We start from the raw sequence: 18,635 nt of genomic DNA, 5'->3' as shown, positions 1-18,635 counted from the left end.
TTATTATGGGGGCCATGGACATGATGCAGACAAAACATGCTATCATCCGCAACTACCCCATTTTCGGGCGTATGCGTTACTGGATGGAGTCTCTGCGCCCCAAGATCTACCAGTACTTTGTGGAGAGTGATATTGACGGCAGCCCGGTGAACCGGGTAGACCGGTCCACTATTTATCAACGGGCCAAGCGGGAACTGGACTCGCAGCCTTTCGGTACACAGTTCAACGTATATGCGGAAGGGTATGAATGGATGGCCCATTCCATACAGCCGCACGATTTTGACACGATGAACAAAGACCCGCGGGTGGTCATTGGTGGCCGTGATTGCCGCCAGCCTTATTCAGCCAGCATCTTCAATGTGAGCGCCATGAGCTACGGATCGCTCAGTTCCAATGCAGTAGAGGCATTGAACGGAGGTGCCAAAATCGGCAATTTTGCGCATAACACCGGTGAAGGTGGCATCAGCGATTTCCATCTGAAACAGGGAGGCGATATTATCTGGCAGATTGGTACCGGTTATTTCGGTTGCCGCGACGAAGATGGTAATTTCTCTGACAAGCTGTTTGCAGAAAAAAGCGTGCTGCCACAGATAAAAATGATTGAGCTGAAACTCTCACAGGGCGCCAAGCCTGGCCATGGCGGTATCTTACCGGCAGCTAAAAACACTCCTGAGATAGCCGCTATCCGCCACGTAAAACCACATACTACCGTCTACTCCCCTCCTTTCCACAAAGCCTTCAACAGTCCGCGGGAGATGATGCTTTTCATCAAAAAGCTGCGTGAGCTGAGCAACGGCAAACCGGTAGGCTTCAAGCTGTGCATCGGCCAGCACCGCGAGTTCTACGCCATCTGTAAAGCGATGATGGAGGCAGACATCTACCCAGATTTTATTACGGTAGACGGCGGAGAAGGCGGTACCGGCGCTGCGCCGCCGGAATTCTCCAACTCCGTGGGCATGCCGCTGATGGACGGACTGGCATTTGTGCATGATACGCTGACAGGTTTCAACATCCGTCACCATATAAAAATCATTGCATCCGGTAAAGTGCTGACAGGTTTCCACCTGCTGCGGGCACTGGCTTTGGGGGCAGACACCTGCAACAGCGCCCGCGCCATGATGATGGCCCTTGGCTGCATACAGGCGTTACTGTGCAATACCAACCGCTGCCCTACCGGCGTAGCCACGCAGGACAAATGGCTGGCCGCCGGCCTTGTAGTGGATGACAAAAAACAACGGGTGGCCAACTATCACCGCGACACCATTGAGAGCGCCGTGGAACTGACAGCTGCCATCGGTCTTCCTGACCCGCATAAAATTACCCGCCGGCATATCTTCCGCCGGGTGTTCATGAACCAGATCCGCACTTTTGAAGATATCTATCCCAGCACCCCGCAGGGTTTCCTGCTGGAAGGTCAGATACCTGCCCATCTGAAGGAACAGCTGGACACCGTGACGACAGACACCTGGAATTTCGGGATATAGCGTATTTCCGGCCTGTCCGAATTAAATAATCAGGAAACTTATGACTGATACAGGGCGCGGGCGTTATCGCGACAAATTTTCTCTGCCAGTGAAAGCGGGAAATTTTTGGTAATCAGCTCCAGATCTGCCAGTACGAAGGGTTTAGGTGCCCTCGTTGATGGCAGGTCTGTACCAAATACCAGGGCTGCCGGATTGATAGCGGTGATTTGCCGCATGGCGGTGACCACATCAAAATCGCAGCGGCTAAAGCCGGTAGCTTTAACGATCGCGCCCTTTTCCACCAATGGCAGCAGGTGTTTGAAGCCTGCTTTTGACAAGCCCAGGTGATCGATCACGATCTTAGGGAGCTTATGCAGCGTGGTGGAAATACCGGGCAGTTGCCGGGAATCAACGTACAGCTCCACGTGCCATTTAACAAGGTCATACACCCTTTTACCCAGTTGTTCCAGGTATTGAATGCTTTCTGATCCGCCCCGCTGAATATTGAAGCGTACAGCGCGTACGCCCGCATGGTGCAGTGCGATGATTTCCTCATCGGTTGTATTGGCCGGGATTTGTGTAACGCCTGCAAAACCCGGTCCCAATGCGTTTAAGGCCGCCAGCAGGTATTGTTGGTCAAAACCCTGAAAAGAGCCGGACACCACTGCGCCGCCGGTTACATTCAAATGAAGCGCTGCCACTCTTTCGCGGTAATCGTCAACAGTAAAGGTAGGGGGAACGTATCCGTTGTTGGGGATCAAAGGATACCTGGGGTCAATAATGTGCAGATGTGCATCATATATGGGCTTATCAAACATAAAACTGAGAATAACATGATTACTACTTATTCGCCTGATGCGTTTATCGCATTAAAGTAACGGTTAATTACTGAATAAAAAATAATTTGTTTGGCGCAATATATAAATCTCTCCAACTCAAAATTATCTTCCTGCAACAAACATATCAGGCGAATCAGCAGGCATTATATTATCATAGTTCCATGGCGGAAGCAGCTGCCTCGTCCACAAACCAGTGCAGCTCACCCTCCTGCGGACGGATCAGCTGGGAAGGGAATTTATCAGCGTCGAAAGTGCCTTCTATCACGCTCTTCAGCGTAAGTGCCTTGTTGGCGCCCGTAGTCAGGAACAACACACAGGCCGCATCGTTCACTACCGGGGCAGTGAGCGTGATACGGTACATGTCCTGCGCAGGCAGGAAAAATGCTTTCACCCAGGCTTCCTCTTCATGCACCACCGGCATACCGGGGAAGAGGGACAAGGTATGACCATCGTCACCCATTCCCAACAACACCAGGTCAAAGGTCAGCTCTTCATCCTTGAAATATTTACGCAGTATTTGTTCATACTCCAGGGCAGACTGCTCAGGGCCAATGTCTGTGCGCATTACATGGATATTATCAGGATTTACCGGCACTTTGTCCAGCAGCACGTCATAAGCCATGCGGGCGTTGTTGCGTTCGTCTTCAAAGGGCACAGCACGTTCATCGCCCCAGAAGAAATGTATTTTTTCCCACGGAATAATTTCGGCATAAGGAGGTTTTGCCAGCAGCGAGTATAACTGTTTGGGGGTATTACCGCCGGACAGTACAAAGGTGAACTTTTCCTGGTCCTGTAATACTTCCTGTATATAGTTGCTGATCCAGGCAGCCACGTTTTCACTGAGCTGGGCGGGATCTTTGGCGATGTGTAGTTCCATAAAATCAGGAATTACGAATTACGAATTACAAATTACGAATTGAGGGTCCACTTTTGAAATGGTTACTAAGTAACTGCCTGAAAACGGCTCCTCAATTCGTAATTTGTAATTCGTAATTCGTAATTATTTAGAAGGTAAATTAATCCATGTATGTCCGTCTCTGGCGATAAGCGCGTCCGCGTCGTCCGGCCCCCATGAATCCGGGGCATAATTCGGAAAGTCTTGCGGGGTGCGGTTTTCCCATGTCTCCAGGATAGGCATGATCACTTTCCAGGCAGCATCTACCTGATCGCCGCGCATGAAGAGGGTGGCATCGCCTTCCATCACGTCGAGCAGCAGGGTTTCGTATGCTTCCGGTGCATGTTCGCCATTGGCGTCTTCATAATTGAAGGTCATATCTACAGGGTCCAGTGTCATGGTCTGACCGGCGCGTTTGGCCTGGAAGCGGATACGGATATCCATTTCCGGCTGAATGCTGATCGTGAGCCTGTTGGGGCGCCATGTCTGGGCTGCTTCCTGCGGAAACGCGTAGTGGGGCGCTTCCTTGAACTGCAGGATGATATTGGTCGCTTTCTGGTTCAGGTATTTACCGGTGCGCACATAGATAGGCACACCCTGCCACCGCCAGTTGTCGATGTAGAATTTCACCGCCGCGTAGGTTTCCACGTTGGATTTAGGGTCTACTCCTTTCTCTTCGCGGTAACCGACTACTTTTTCCCCTCTTTTCCAACCGGAAGAATATTGACCGCGTACTGCGAATTCGTGCACTTTATCCGGTGTAATACGGCGGATGGCGTTAAGCACGTCCACTTTTTTATTCCGGATTTCATTGGCGTCGAAAGACACGGGGGCTTCCATACCGATCATACAGAGGACCTGCAGGATATGGTTCTGCACCATATCACGCAGGGCGCCGGCCCTTTCATAATAACCGCCACGGCCTTCGAGGCCTACGCTTTCTGCAGCCGTGATCTGGATGTTATCAATGAAGTTACGGTTCCATACCGGCTCGAAGAGCGCATTGGCAAAGCGGAAAGCCAGGATATTCTGGATGGTTTCCTTGCCCAGGTAGTGGTCTATACGGAAAATCTGTTCTTCGGTAAATTTAGAAGCCAGCAGCTCATTCAGCTCGTGAGCGCTTTGCAGGTCATGGCCGAATGGTTTTTCGACCACGATGCGGGTGCAGTGCTTGTCACTGCACAGGTTGAGGTTACCGAGGCGGGTGGCGATATTGGGCACCAGCTGCGGCGCTACCGCCAGGTAAAAGATCACGTTAGGATGTACGCCCCATTCCTCTTCTTTCTGCTTCACGAAGTCGGCCAGTTTGGAATAGGCAGCAGCATCTTCCGCGTCCATCTGGAGATAAGTCACATGTTGACTAAAATCTTTCCAGTGGCCGTTTTGTTCACCTTTTCTGCGGGAGAATTTGGTGATACCGTCCAGCAGGTGGGTGCGGTAATCGTCGTCGGAATACGGGCTGCGGCCCAAACCGGCAATAGCGAATTGCTCGGGCATCCAATCGTCGAGGAAAAGATTGTATAACGCAGGTGTTAGTTTTCGGTAGTTTAAATCGCCGCTGCCCCCGAAAATAAAGAGGATGGAAGCAGGAGGGCGTTTATGGATCTGCATATATTAAATTAATAATGAACTTTATTAGTTGTTACGCTGCCATTCGGTGTGGAAAGTACCAGGGATGTCTGTCCGCTGGTAAGTATGCGCACCGAAATAGTCGCGCTGGGCCTGTATCAGGTTGGTCGCCATTCTGCCGGTACGGAACGCGTCGAAGTAAGACAGGGCAGACATGAATCCTGCGGCCTGTATACCGGCTTGTGCCGCCTGTGCCACCACGCTGCGGGTGTTGGCTTCCACAGACTGTACGAGGTAGGCCACGCCTTTGTCCAGCAGGATATTGGCCAGGTTGGCGTCTTGCTGGTAGGCCTGTGTGAACACTTCCAGGAGGGAAGAGCGGATAATACAACCGCCTCTCCATACTTTCACTACTTCCGGCAGCGGGATTTCCATCTGCAGGTCGCGGGAAGCTTCGTGCAGCATGGCCAGTCCCTGTGCATAGCTCAGGATAGTGGCGAAATACAGGGCATCATGCACCTGTTTGATCCACATGTCACGGCTTACATGAATGGTCTGGTCCGGCGCGGTGTACAGCTTTTCAGCTTCCAGGCGCTGGTCTTTGTAGCCGGAGAGTGTACGCATTGCTACCGCGGTGTCTATCACCGGTACTGCCACCGGCAGTTCCATCGCGTCTTGTGAAGTCCACTTACCGGTGCCTTTGGAGCCGGCTTTATCAGAGATCACGTCCAGCAAACGGGCGGATGTTTTATCATCCTGTTGTTTGAAGATGTCTGCGGTGATTTCCACGAGGAATGACTGCAATGCGCCATTGTTCCATTCTGCAAATACCTGGTGCAGCTCGTCGTTATTGAGTCCTGCGCCTTTCTGCAACAGGGCATAACTTTCACTGATCAGTTGCATAATGGCATATTCTATACCGTTATGCACCATTTTAACGTAGTGGCCGGCACCTTCTTTACCGAGGTAGGCCACGCAGGGAGTGTCTTTTACTTTGGCCGCAATGGCTTCCAGCATGGGCCTCACCTTGGCATACGCGTCGAGATCGCCGCCCGGCATAATGCTGGGGCCTGTACGGGCACCCTGCTCTCCACCGGAAACGCCCATCCCCATAAAGTGGATGCCTTTTTCGCGGAGGTACTGGACCCGGCGTAAGGTGTCAGTATAATGGGAGTTCCCCCCGTCTATCACCACATCGCCCTGCTCCAGCAGCGGGATGAGGGATTCAATTACATCATCCACCGGCTGACCAGCAGGTACCAGCATCATCAGCTTGCGCGGACGTTCCAGCAGTTGTACCATGGTAGCCAGCTCTGCAACTCCTTTCACGGTTGTTCCGGGAGTTGCGGCAGATTCCAGCGCGGCATTTTTAGCAGCGTCTTTATCAAAGCCGATCACGGAAAAGCCATGATCCGCCATGTTGAGTAACAGGTTCCGGCCCATTACCCCCAGGCCAATCATTCCAAAGTCATATAAGCTGTTTGCCATATTGAAGTGTAGTTAAGCTAAAGGAGATGTAAAAGTAGGGAACAATTACGAATTACAAATTACGAATTACGAATTGAGGGCCCGCTTTCTGGCAGATTTAACAAGTAAACTACCCACAAGCAAGCCCTCAATTCGTAATTCGTAATTTGTAATTCGTAATTCTTAGGCTGAATTACGGCCGGCGTTGATGATACCGAAGGAGCAACGCATGATCAGTTTTTCATACGTTTCACGGCCATGGCCGTTGTTGGGATCAGCATCCAGCTCACGCAGGCGTGTCAGCGCATATTGCTGCGTGGTGAGCAAAGGCAGTACGATCCGCTCCCGCATCTGGATAGACAACTGGTCGATCGGGCTGGCTTCCATCAGTTCTGATTCGCCGGTCAGGCGGAGCAGGAACTTTTTGGTCAGCTCAAACTCATCATAAATCGCCTGCCATACCTCCCCGTACTGCGGATGTTTGGCCAGATAGGCGGTAAGCGGGAAATAGCTCTTTTTCATGGCCATTTCGCAGTTATCGAGCAGGGTGCGGAAGAACAGCGAATGCTGGTACAGGTGCTCCAGTTCCGGCCATCTGCCTTGTTCATCGAGGTGTTTGAGCGCGCTGCCCACACCATAGTAACCGGGCACATTTTGTTTCAACTGGCTCCAGGCGCCTACATAAGGCACGGCCCTCAGATCATTGAGGTTGAGCTTTGCATTGGCGTTACGTTTACTCGGGCGGCTGCCGATATTGGCTTCCGCATAATAACGCAGCGGGCTGGCATGGTCCAGGTATTCCAGAAAATAAGGATGGTTCTTCAGTTTGTTGTAAGACGCATACCCGGCATCAGCAAGGGACTGCAGCAGGTCTTCCTCCGCTTCGGTGAGGGTCACCTCGCGGGAAGAGAACAGCTCGTTTGTAATACCGGCGTGTACCAGCTGCTCCATATTGAACTGGGCGGCGTCCACGGTACCGAAGTTGGAGCTGATGGTCTGCCCCTGTATGGTCTGTTGTATTTCCCGGTTGGCGATGTTACGGCCCATGGAGGCATAGAACTGGTGGGTTTTTCCGCCGCCACGGGCGGGAGGGCCTCCCCTGCCGTCGAAGAACACCACGTCCACGTCGTATTCTTTGGAGATGCGTGTCAGCTCTTCTTTGGCTTTATAAATGCTCCAGTTGGCCATGAGGTATCCGCCGTCTTTGGTGCCGTCGGAGAAACCCAGCATGATGGTTTGTTTACATTGCCGGCGGCGCAGATGTTCGCGGTATTCCGCGTTTTCATACAGCGCTTTCATCACTCGTCCGGCGTGGCGCAGGTCATCGATCGTTTCAAACAACGGCACAATATCGATGGTCATGGACTCCCGTTGCCAGCCGCTGAGCAGGAACATGCCATATACTTCCATTACATTGAGCTCGCTGGTAGAATGACTGATAATATAGCGGTGGCAACCTTCTTCGCCGTTGGCCTCCTGTATCTGTTTGATGGCGGCCACGGTGCGCAGGCTGTCCTGATGCAGGGGCGTGTCCAGCAACGCGGGGTCAACGGCCTTGCTGATATTGAGCAGGGCTTTGATTTTGCCTGCATCATCGAGGGACGCATAATCTTTCGGGAGCGCATCGGTTTTGTCGACCACGGCGGCTATGAGCGCCTCATGGACAGAGCTGTCCTGGCGGACATCCAGGGAGGTGAAGTAGAGGCCGAAGATTTCCACTTTACTGGCCAGGTTATCCACCAGGTGTACAAATAGTCCGTTGTGCTGCTCCACTATTGTTTTTCGTATATCCGCCAGCGTGTCCAGTATTTCCTGGCGGCTGATATCCGCTTTATGGCCGGCGGTGAAGAGGTTGCGCGACAGTTTGTCTTCCAGTGCGGCCACCACGTTTTCCACGCCCTTGAAGGTGAGGCGGCGTTTCAGGTTACGTACTTCCCTGAAGTAACAGCGCATGATCGAAGCACGGAGGGCGGCGGCCACTTCCACGGTGGTAGCGGCATTCACAAAGGGATTGCCGTCACGGTCGCCACCGGGCCAGAAGCCCATGCGGATAACCGGGTTGCTGCTGCTGACGGCCCCGGGGAACTGTGCTTTCAGGAAAGAAAGGATACGGCCACCGGCGCGATAGAATATATTTTCGAGGAACCACACCAGGCTGATGGCTTCATCATAGGGTGTGGGCTTCTCTTTTTTGAAGAAGGGTGTTTTGCCCAGCTGTTGCAGGTACATGTTCACCTCGGAGGTATTTTCCTCCACAAGCGCCCGGGCCAGATCGTTGATGATACCGAGCACTTCGCCGGGATAGAACTGGGTAGGGTGGGCCGTCAGTACGAGGCGGACGGAGAAATGCTTCAGTTTTTCCTTCAGTTTGGCCTGTGCCTGCTCCTGGATGACTTCCGATTGCAGGTGGCGCAGGGTGCCGGCGCCTTCCAGGTCGCGGATATAGCGGAATGCGGCATCTTCCAGGGCGTCGAACAGTACCACCTGCCTTTCCGCGTACTGTACGAAGCGAAACAGCAGGTCCGTCCGCTGCTGCTCGTCCGTATACGTGGTATACTGTTCAAAAAAGGAGTCCATAATGGTCTGGGGACTGTTCCCGCGGGCATATCCTTCCTCGCAGTGGAGGAGGAAAAGGGAAAGAAAGATGCCCGTCTTCTCTACCCGGTGAAAGGGCAAAGAGGTGAAGAGACTGTTATACAGCTGGAACTTTGTGCCAACAAGGTTCTTAAACTGCTGCAACGAGTTGTTTACCGGCGCTTCCATACTAAAAATCCGTTTATAGTGCTGAAGAAGAGAACTAAGCGGCCGTTAAATTAATAATTATTCTGTTTAGTTGTTTATATATCAAACGCTTTATTTTTTGATTATTATTTTACACAAAACAAAAATGTTTGAATATTTTCTAATAAGAAAACTAAAAATCCCGGCCGCATTAAGCAGATCACAAAATACAGGCCGGGACACGCACAGGTATGAGAACAGCGGAAGGGAAACTGACGTACATGGTCATGGCAGTGCCCGTACAATCAGTCGATTGCAATTTTTTTTAAGGTTAAATGAATAAAAATGATGGAATCGGGTAACGGAGTGTATAGGTGTTCAGGTTAAATGGATGGCAGGCCGGTGCTATTGATTATCGAGTCTAAAAGTGACCGGCAGATTGAAGATGACGGTTACCGCCTTTCCGTTTTGTTTGCCAGGTTTCCAGCTAGGCATTTTACTCACTACGCGGACAGCTTCTTCCTCCAGACCAGCACCTTTATGGGCACCCACCGTCTTTACTTCTGAAATACTACCGTCTTTGTTCACCACAAACTGAACGAATATGCTTCCCTGAATACCATTTTCCTGTGCCATATTCGGGTACCGTAAGTTCTTGCTCAGGTACTTCATCAACGCCGCTTCACCACCAGGAAACTCCGGCATAAACTCCACAAAAATGAACCTCTCTTCTCGTTCGGGAGCTAGTGGCACATCTACAACTCCCGTGGTGGGACCTCTGAGATCATCCAATCCTTCGGGGCGGCCATTCGGGTCTCCATCCTTGTTTTCAAAACCGATGGCGTTGTTGCCGATGTCTTTGATGCGCGGCGGTTCTTCATCCGGTCTTACGTCTTTGTCTGGCGCTACGACCAGGCTGGCGAAATCTACAGTAGGCGCGGATGGCGGCGGTGTAGCCTGTACTGGCGGCGGTGGCGGAGGTAAAGGCTGTTCCAATACCGGGTCTTCAATTGGGTTGATCATCACAGGATCTTTAAGCGCCAATGGCTTATTAATATTATCCCGCGCCATTAATGTATTATTCAGCACATATCCACCCATCACTACCAATACAATAGAAGCGGTGCCCATAACGGCATTGCGTACACGCCGGTCATAACGGTTGCGTAGTGCATAAGCCCCATAGTCTTTGTTTCTTCCTTCGAAAAGGATGTCGAGGAAATCATTCCCCGGGATTTTAGCTGAGTCCATGGTAAATGTGTTTATTAGTTAGATGGCGCAGCAAAATATTTTCCATAACAAAATGAAAAAAAATTTTCCCTGACGGGAGGTGGCAGGGCAGGGTTAACGGGGAACAACAAGGTAACCGGCAAGTTATATTGTCATAATAACGACAGGGATCAAATTTCGTATATTCAATACCGTTATATTTTTTTCAGCGGTTGATAAATTTACACTCAGATTGAATTATGTGCATTCACCAGTACACTGTTGCTGCAGATGGCATTCCAGACAAGGTCATAACACCGGGGATTTAAATCGTTTTCATAACGCTGTAAAAAAAGAAGCCCCGGTGCGCGACCGGGACTTGCTGGCACTGGGAGCCTTACCTGAAAACAGATGGTTCCTTCATGATAAAATTAGGCTTTCCGAAAAAAGTATAAGCGTTTACGTTAATACGCCTTTCTCATTAGTTGTTCCCTGATGAGCAACAGGCGTTCTCATAGGACAAATAAAGTCAGGTAATGATCTCCGGCTGGTGAGGCGGTCATCCTACAACACCCACCAGTATTGTTCGGGATAACGCCTCTTTACCGGAGTATATAGCTTCCGTTGTTATCTGCTGGCGGTTGCCGGGTGGGTGGCCAGGAAACCGAAATGATGTAACTGGCCCTGCCCTGCGGTCTGGATGTATTGCACCCAGGCTTGTATCACGGGTTTCTCTTTGTTCAGGGAGCGGTCATAGCTCAGCACCACCTCCTCGATGGGAATACCCGGCGGGGGTGCTGTTTCCAGCCGGTTGATCAATATATCCAGATCGGTGTAGAAGTCTTCCGTGCTTTCGAGCTGTCCGTTCCCGTTCAGGTCGAGCGGTATCACGGTGATATCGTGTACCGGTTTACGGTTGCGCAGGTCATAGATGAAACCCGGATTATTAAAGGATATCGCAGCGGGATCTTCCTGTACGGCTTTCAGTAGTTGCTGGTCGTCGCCCGGCACCTGTTTCCCTTTGATATCTTCAAAGGCGGCGCCGTAGAAAGCGGCGAAGGTAACCGGGGCGCAGGATTTCTCGCGGCGGTTATATACCACTGCTTTTTCCGGTGCAGCATCTGTTCCTTCCTTTTTGAAATACAATGTCCGCAGCGCGTCTACCGTCAGGGGTTTCGCAGCGTAGCCGCTATGGGAATTGGCCACTGGCAGCAGCGCATAACGCGCTACCGGTGTATATTGAAATTGTTCATTTTTATGATTGATCCGTTGTGCGGTAAAATGGATGGCTGCCTGTGCCGCCGCAGGGTCTCTGGGCGATACCAGCCGGAATACGGTACCGGGGTGTGTTTGACGGAACTGATCTATCCATTCCTGCACCAGAGGAAATGTAAAACGTGTACCCGTTACTGTTATAGTATCTGAAGCCTGTTGCGCGCTGGCTGGTAAAGTAATTGTCCACGCAGCCGCCAGGAGGATGTATCCGAACGTTTTCATAGCAAGTGATTTTGGATGGGTAATATGCCAGGAGGCGCGGGTAGGTATGATACTGAAAAATTTACCACCAATAAATTTGCAGCATACCATCCCCGCAGGCCTGACCAGGCATTCTATTTACAGCTTACAGAACGCGAGATGATCGGTCAACAGCCACAACAACTTTGCAGCACTATCTTGTGATGGAAACAGGTATGATTCACCTTTGATATATACAACGTGTGGGAACGTAGTCCACGGTCCTGAGTATGCCGATTCATAGTGTATTGTTTTACACAATTGTCAATTAATGGCGGCTGCTCTTTGCTGGTGGCTCAAAGGATGCCGGGAGTATTGCCTTGTCCTCCCTTTGTATGATCGTAAACTATTAGTCTACTGAATTGGTAGACAAATATACATCGAGTTTTAATAATTCCAAATAAATTTTAAGATTTTTTTCGTGTTAAGTTGCGGGGACAGCAGCCGGTACAGGAATATTTTGCATACATAAATCATTTATTTTTGCCCCATGAAATCACATGTGAAGAATATCCTGCTGCTGATCGCCGGCGCACTGATATTTGCTGTAGGTATCAACTACCTGGCCATCCCCAATAAACTTTCTGAAGGCGGGGTTATCGGCATTACCATCGTTACCTATTATTACTTCGGCTGGTCGCCCGGCATCACTAACCTGATCATCAACGTGTTCCTGATCATTGCGGGTTACCGGCTGCTGGACAGGCGGGTGATGTTATACACCATCCTGGGCATCATTTTCTGTTCCCTTTTCCTGTACCTGACAGAAAACACCCTCACCCCTGTTACCTCCAATACCTTACTGGCCGCTATCTTCGCTGGTTTGCTGGTAGGCATTGGCATCGGCCTGGTATTCCTTTCGGGCGGCACCACCGGCGGGTCGGCCATCGTAGCGCGGATGTGCCAGAAATACCTGGGCTGGTCGCTCGGCAATGCCATGCTGATATTTGATATTATGGTCATTGCAGCGTCGTCCTTTATCATCGGGCTGGAAAAAACGATGTATACTTTTATCGCTGTATACATCGGCGCGCGGGCAGTGGATTATATTGTAGACGGCCTCAATACCAAAAGGGCGATCACTATTATCTCCCAGCATACCCCTCAGATTGCAAAAAAGATCACCGGCGAGATGCTGCGCGGCGCGACCGTACTGCATGGCCATGGCGCCTATACCGGCGATCCGAAAGAAGTTTTATATGTCATCATCGGCAAACAGGAGCTGATGCGCCTCAAAGAAGTGGTGCAGGAGGCTGATCCTGAAGCCTTTGTAGTGATCCACGAAGTACATGAAGTATTAGGTAAAGGGTTCTCCAAATAAAATTTTCCAGTCGCTCATTTTTCCGGGGTATTTGGATTTTGGAAAAGAGATGTCTATATTGTAGACACTCAAACGCATTCCTTACCATCTTATCAACCAAATAACCCGGGGAAAATGACACAAAGCTCCCAACGCTTTTTACCGCTGGACGTGTTCCGCGGCATGACTGTTTGCTTCATGATCATTGTAAACACCGGCGGCACAGGAGGCACCTACTGGCCGCTGGACCATGCCCCCTGGCATGGATGGACGCCCACCGACCTGGTATTTCCTTCCTTTCTTTTTGCCGTCGGCAACGCCATGAGCTTCAGCATGAGAAAATACGAACAGCTGGGTAACGCCGCTGTTTTAGGTAAAATCTTCAAACGCACCTTCCTTATTTTTCTGCTGGGATACCTCATGTACTGGTTTCCCTTTGTACAACACACCGATGCAGGCCTGGCCTTCAAACCGTTCAGCCACACCCGTATTCTCGGCGTGTTGCAACGTATTGCACTCTGTTATTGCATTGCCTCGTTGCTGATACATTATCTCCCTAAAAAAGGCGTGTGGACCGTCAGTGCCCTGTTCCTTTTCGGCTACTGGGCCATCCTGTGGTTCTGCGGCACACCTGGCGACCAGTACGGCATCCATGGCAATGCAGGCCTGACGCTGGACAAACTGATCATGGGCGATAACCATCTTTATCATGGAGAAGGCTTTGCCTTTGACCCCGAAGGGATACTCAGCACCTTCCCGGCGGTAGTCAACGTGGTGGCAGGGTATTACACCGGCCTTTTTGTGCAACAGCAGGGGCGCACACAGCAGGGACTGCTGCGGATGGCCCTCGCCGGCATAGGTCTTATTATACTCGCCTATGCCTGGAACACTGTCTTCCCGATCAATAAAAAACTGTGGACCAGCTCCTACGTCCTGCTCACGGTGGGCATCGACCTGATATTGTTATCGCTCTTAATACAGTTGATTGACATGGCCGGCTTTACCAAAGGCACCGGCTTTTTCACCGTTTTCGGTAAAAATCCGCTGTTCCTTTACCTGTTGTCCGAAGTGCTCGCTATCCTGTTTTACTTCTTCCGGGTGGGCGACCAGTCGTTGTATCAATGGATCAATGACCAGCTCTTCCAACCGTTGTCTCCCGGTAAATTCGGCTCCCTCCTGTTTTCACTGGCGTTTATGCTGCTCTGCTGGACAGTCGGGCTTATTCTCGATAAAAGGAAGATCTACGTCCGCGTATAATCTATTTGGTTATTTTTTATTTGGATATTTGGGCATTTAAAGAAACCCACTGAAAGGCTAAATATCCAAATAAAAAAATAACCAAATGAATATATCCTTACAAGGTAAAACCGCGCTGGTATGCGGCAGTTCACAAGGCATCGGCCTGGCCACCGCCATAGAGCTGGCCGCACTGGGCGCCACCTGCATCCTCACTGCCCGCAACGAAGAAAAGCTGAAAGCCGCCGTTGCCCAACTCGCTGCCGATGCCGGGCAGCCGCACCGTTATATTGTAGCTGACTTCACTAATCTGGACGAGATAACCGACCTGGCGGCTGACTTAGCCCTGGAAGGCCCGGTACACATCCTCGTTAATAACAGCGGCGGACCGGCTGCCGGTCCTGTTTTACAGGCTTCCACCACTGCATTTTCCGATGCTTTCTCACAACATCTGCTCTGCAACCAGGTACTGGCACAGGCGCTGGTTCCGGGTATGATACAGGCAGGATATGGCCGTATCATCAACATTATCTCTACCTCTGTAAAAGCCCCGTTAAAGAACCTCGGCGTGTCCAATACCACCCGCTGGGCCGTGGCGGCATGGGCTAAAACACTGGCCAATGAACTGGCACAGCACGGTATCACGGTCAACAATGTGCTGCCGGGTTCCACTGCCACCGACCGGCTGGAGAAACTGTTCAATGCCACCGCCGCTGCACGGAACGTATCACCGGACGTCGTAGCAGAAGAATGGCGGAACGAGATACCCATGAAACGGTTTGGCGAAGCACATGAAATAGCCGCCATGGCCGCTTTTCTGGCCTCCCCCGCCGCGTCCTACGTCACCGGTACCAGCATCGCGGTAGATGGCGGCAGAACACCGGTATCTTAATTTTTATGGTCAACCAATACCCTGACTTTGCTGTTATGCATTAGTACATCTGCAAATAGTCCTGTATGAGAGTTGGCTTGTTTATTCCTTGTTACATTGACGCTATTTACCCCGAAGCAGGTATTGCCACGCTGGAGCTGCTGGAGCGCTTCGGACTGGAAGTCGTATATCCGTTGAACCAGACCTGCTGCGGCCAGCCGATGGCCAACGAAGGCGACCAGCAACACTCCGCTGCCGCCGAACAATTGTTTGTGGACAACTTCAGGGAATTTGACTATATCGTAGGGCCGGCAGGCAGTTGCGTGAAACACGTAAAACTTCATCTTGACGCTATTCCACAAAGCCCCGAAGTGTTGCACGTACGGGAACGGACCTACGAACTGGTGGAATTTCTCCACGATATCGTCAAAGCAGCAGCCTTTCCCTGGGCCTATTTTCGCTATAAGGTGGGTTTGCACAATAGTTGCAGCTCCATCCGCGGGCTGGGCATAGCCCTGCCATCCGAAACGATGGGCACTCCCTTCAATAAGACAGCCAGATTGTTACAGATGGTAGAAGGCCTGGAACTGGTGCCGATGGACAGGCCGGACGAATGCTGCGGTTTTGGCGGCACCTTCTGCGTGACCGATGAAGCCGTGAGCGCCAGTATGGGCATTGACAAAGTACACGATTATATGCGGCACGATGCCGAGTTTGTTGTTTCACCCGATATGTCATGCCTCATGCATCAGCAGGGGATCGCCCGGAAAGCAGGCATCCACCTGAAATTCCTGCATGTGGCACAGGTACTGAACGGAGGTCCTTTTTAATATTTTTTTATGGGAGACGATAAAAAAGTAGATGTTGCCGCCCACGCCGCCGCCTTTCTGGCACAGGACGACGTGCATGAACCGATGCACGACAAAAACCTGTGGGCCGCCCGTATGAAAAGAGATGCTGCCGCGCGTGAAGTACCCGAGTGGGAAACCCTTCGCGAGCTGGCTTCACAGATCAAGGAGCATACCCTCACCCATCTGTACGACTATCTCCTGGAATTTGAATCCAATGCCATCAAACGTGGCGCTAAAGTATACTGGGCCAGGGACGCAGCAGAGCACAACCAGCATGTGTGGAATATCCTGCAGGAAAAGAACATTAGCGCCGTCATCAAAAGCAAATCCATGCTGCAGGAAGAATGCGGCATGACCGCTTTCCTGGAAAACCGCGGCATTACCGTTACCGAATCCGATCTGGGGGAAAGGATACAGCAGCTGGACGATCAGCCGCCCAGCCATATTGTGATGCCCGCCATTCACAAAACGGCGGAAGATGTGGCACAGCTGTTTGCCCGTACTATCGGCACTGACCCGCGTAACACAGACCCGCACTACCTCACAGAAGCCATGCGCGACAATGCGCGCAGGCGCTTCCTGGAAGCCGGTGCGGGCATGACAGGCGCCAATTTCGCGATTGCCGAAACCGGCAGCTTCGTGGTATGTACCAATGAAGGCAATGCCGACATCGGCGCGGCCGTTCCGCCGGTGCATATCGCCAGTATCGGCATAGAGAAACTGTTGCCCAAAGTAAAAGACCTGGGCATTTTTATCCGCCTCTTGTCCCGCAGCGCACTGGGGACGCTGGCCACCCAATACACCTCTCATTTCAGCGGTCCGCGTAAAGGCGGTGAGCTGCATATCATCCTCACCGACAACGGTCGCAGTAAGCGGCTGGGCATGCCCGATTTCTGGACCTCCCTGAAATGTATCCGTTGCGGCGCCTGTATGAACACCTGCCCTGTTTACCGCCGCAGCGGCGGCCTGGCATATGGCGCCACCTATTCCGGCCCTATCGGCATTATCCTCGACCCTACTTTTGATGAATCCAGGTACAGCGAACTTCCTTACCATTCCTCGTTATGTGGCTCCTGCACAGCAGTATGCCCGGTGAAGATCAACATCAGCGACCAGATCCTGCAATGGCGGAAAGTGATGGCAGCGAAGAAATACCTGCCTGTATCGCGCCGGCTGGCCTTCGGCGCTGCAGGTAAGATCTTCGAGCATCCACAGCTTTTCCGCAGCGCCGAAACCATGGCCAGCGGGGCTATCCGCTTCACGCCGGACTTCCTGCTGTACAACAGGGTTTTAAATCCGTGGGGACGTCACCGTGAGTTACCCCATTTCGCCGGACAAACATTCCGGGAATGGTATTTACAATACCGAGCTAAAAACAATGAACATGGAGAACAACGCCCGTAATCAGGTACTGGCAGCAGTAGAGCGCCAGATGCCTGCCAACAAGACCGCCTATCCGGAAACACCGGATTTCCCCCGTATGAAAACCGATTTATTGGCCGCTTTTGAAAACCGCGTAAAAGATGCCGGCGGCGAAGTGTTCCGGCCTGCTGATGCCGCAGCAGCCCAGGCTTTGCTGGCGTCACAGTATGCGCAGGCAAAAGTCATCTGTTCCGCGACGCCTGAAATAACCGGTAACCGGGACATTCATGCTGTTAATAATCCGCATGACCTTGCCGATGTAGACGTAGGTGTTATCCGCGCCCGTTTTGGCGTAGCGGAAAACGGTATGGTGTGGCTCACCGAAGAAGACCTGGTGGTGAATGCATTGGGGTTTCTGTCGCAGCACCTGGTCATCCTGCTGTCGCCGCAGGCCATTGTAGGAGATATGTATGACGCTTACCTGCGCATACACCTGGAAGATACGGCCTACGGCTGTTTTATGATGGGGCCTTCCGCTACCGCAGACATCGGCGCGGTACTGGTACACGGCGCACAGGGAGCCAGAAGCCTGAATATCTACCTGTTAGCTTAACAGGGAACAAAATAGACAATACGAACCAGTTTCCCGTTCTCAAAATAAAAACGTACACTGCTGTCGTTGTCTTCCACATCCGCGTCCCGCAGGGTGATCATATCTGTGTAGCCACCATTTTCCGCCTGTTGTACTGCCCTCGGAAAATGTTTTTTCACATCTGCCCATGTGGTGTTACTGCTGAAAGTAACACCTGCATGCACGACCGTATGCCCTGGGGTGAGCTTGTATTCACTGCAGTAAAGCGTGTCTTTGTATAATTCAAAACGGGAGCCGTCTTTATAGAAGTATTGGAAATTGTCTTCAAACTGGGTGCCGCAGAGATATTCCCAGTTGGGCTCCACCAGGCTGTCCGCTTCTCCCAGCGCCGCCGTGAAGCGCGGCAAGGTGGTGTGCAGCGGCACTTTGTTGTCTATCAACGCTTTCGAAAACTGAAAGACTTCTATCTCTTTCCAGTCAATGTCCTCATGGGCTTCCAGGACCGAGTCTTCGTCTTCCACTTTTTCCAGAGAGGTGATGGCCAGTTCAGAGGGAGCCGGCACAGCAGTGGGTTCATCATCGGCAGTATTATTATGGCAAGCAGTGGCACATACAATCAATAAGGATAAAAATACTCTATGCATTCCCGGTCAGTTGTTGATGCCGCTAAATTAAAAACTTTATTTATTATATGTTAATTTTTTAAATGTATGTTTGAAATTATAAAAAAGCCGGCATGAATCCT

At 51.4% G+C, this 18,635-nt stretch carries 15 protein-coding genes; 7 read left to right on the top strand and 8 right to left on the bottom strand.

All coding sequences use genetic code 11. From position 1 onward, the window contains the following. Positions 1-20: 20 nt before the first annotated feature. Entirely contained in the window at positions 21-1,484 is a 1,464-nt protein-coding gene (locus HGH92_RS14905) for an FMN-binding glutamate synthase family protein (RefSeq protein ID WP_247654946.1), read from the top strand. Between the two features lie 38 nt (positions 1,485-1,522). Here HGH92_RS14905 and HGH92_RS14900 read toward each other — a convergent pair whose 3' ends face one another. The 7 genes from HGH92_RS14900 to HGH92_RS14870 form a co-directional block, all read right to left on the bottom strand. Next, positions 1,523-2,281, bottom strand: a complete 759-nt coding sequence (locus tag HGH92_RS14900) for an amidohydrolase family protein (protein WP_168871604.1) — start codon at positions 2,279-2,281, stop codon at positions 1,523-1,525. A gap of 172 nt (positions 2,282-2,453) precedes the next feature. After that, positions 2,454-3,179 (bottom strand): 6-phosphogluconolactonase, encoded by a 726-nt coding sequence (gene pgl / locus HGH92_RS14895; RefSeq protein ID WP_168871603.1) that lies wholly within the window; start codon positions 3,177-3,179, stop codon positions 2,454-2,456. A gap of 123 nt (positions 3,180-3,302) precedes the next feature. Next, complete coding sequence (zwf, locus tag HGH92_RS14890) at positions 3,303-4,808, bottom strand: glucose-6-phosphate dehydrogenase (RefSeq protein WP_168871602.1); 1,506 nt, start codon at positions 4,806-4,808, stop codon at positions 3,303-3,305. 24 nt (positions 4,809-4,832) lie between these two features. After that, positions 4,833-6,254 (bottom strand): NADP-dependent phosphogluconate dehydrogenase, encoded by a 1,422-nt coding sequence (gene gndA / locus HGH92_RS14885; protein WP_168871601.1) that lies wholly within the window; start codon positions 6,252-6,254, stop codon positions 4,833-4,835. A gap of 162 nt (positions 6,255-6,416) precedes the next feature. Next, a complete protein-coding gene (locus tag HGH92_RS14880) occupies positions 6,417-8,996 on the bottom strand; it encodes a phosphoenolpyruvate carboxylase (protein ID WP_168871600.1) in 2,580 nt (859 codons plus the stop codon). Positions 8,997-9,359: 363 nt separating this feature from the next. Beyond that, positions 9,360-10,205, bottom strand: coding sequence for an energy transducer TonB (locus HGH92_RS14875; RefSeq protein WP_168871599.1), 846 nt, complete (start codon positions 10,203-10,205; stop codon positions 9,360-9,362). A gap of 585 nt (positions 10,206-10,790) precedes the next feature. Further along, positions 10,791-11,660, bottom strand: coding sequence for a hypothetical protein (locus tag HGH92_RS14870; protein WP_168871598.1), 870 nt, complete (start codon positions 11,658-11,660; stop codon positions 10,791-10,793). A gap of 508 nt (positions 11,661-12,168) precedes the next feature. Here HGH92_RS14870 and HGH92_RS14865 point away from each other — a divergent pair. From HGH92_RS14865 to HGH92_RS14840, 6 genes are all read left to right on the top strand, one after another. Next, positions 12,169-12,999 carry a YitT family protein gene (locus HGH92_RS14865; RefSeq protein ID WP_168871597.1) on the top strand — a complete coding sequence of 277 codons (831 nt, stop codon included), beginning with the start codon at positions 12,169-12,171 and terminating at the stop codon, positions 12,997-12,999. A gap of 114 nt (positions 13,000-13,113) precedes the next feature. Next, entirely contained in the window at positions 13,114-14,235 is a 1,122-nt protein-coding gene (locus tag HGH92_RS14860) for an acyltransferase family protein (protein ID WP_168871596.1), read from the top strand. A gap of 85 nt (positions 14,236-14,320) precedes the next feature. Continuing rightward, on the top strand, positions 14,321-15,106 hold the full coding sequence (locus tag HGH92_RS14855) for an SDR family oxidoreductase (protein WP_168871595.1): 786 nt from the start codon (positions 14,321-14,323) through the stop codon (positions 15,104-15,106). Between the two features lie 65 nt (positions 15,107-15,171). Then, positions 15,172-15,915, top strand: a complete 744-nt coding sequence (locus HGH92_RS14850) for a (Fe-S)-binding protein (protein WP_168871594.1) — start codon at positions 15,172-15,174, stop codon at positions 15,913-15,915. 9 nt (positions 15,916-15,924) lie between these two features. Continuing rightward, complete coding sequence (locus HGH92_RS14845; RefSeq protein ID WP_168871593.1) at positions 15,925-17,340, top strand: lactate utilization protein B; 1,416 nt, start codon at positions 15,925-15,927, stop codon at positions 17,338-17,340. Beyond that, the gene (locus tag HGH92_RS14840; RefSeq protein ID WP_211092650.1) at positions 17,321-17,911 is read left to right on the top strand and encodes a lactate utilization protein C; all 591 of its coding nucleotides are present in this window, start codon (positions 17,321-17,323) and stop codon (positions 17,909-17,911) included. The genes HGH92_RS14845 and HGH92_RS14840 overlap by 20 nt, the downstream gene beginning before the upstream one ends. On the opposite strand, the gene HGH92_RS14835 is transcribed toward HGH92_RS14840, so the two are convergent. Further along, positions 17,908-18,534 (bottom strand): hypothetical protein, encoded by a 627-nt coding sequence (locus HGH92_RS14835; RefSeq protein WP_168871592.1) that lies wholly within the window; start codon positions 18,532-18,534, stop codon positions 17,908-17,910. The genes HGH92_RS14840 and HGH92_RS14835 overlap by 4 nt on opposite strands. Positions 18,535-18,635 lie beyond the last annotated feature (101 nt).

Origin of the sequence: Chitinophaga varians (assembly GCF_012641275.1) — a bacterium.
In the GTDB taxonomy this organism is placed as follows: Bacteria; Bacteroidota; Bacteroidia; order Chitinophagales; family Chitinophagaceae; genus Chitinophaga; species Chitinophaga varians_A.
The sequence above is the reverse complement of the archived record's forward strand: the minus strand, read 5'-3'. Positions and strand labels throughout refer to the sequence as shown.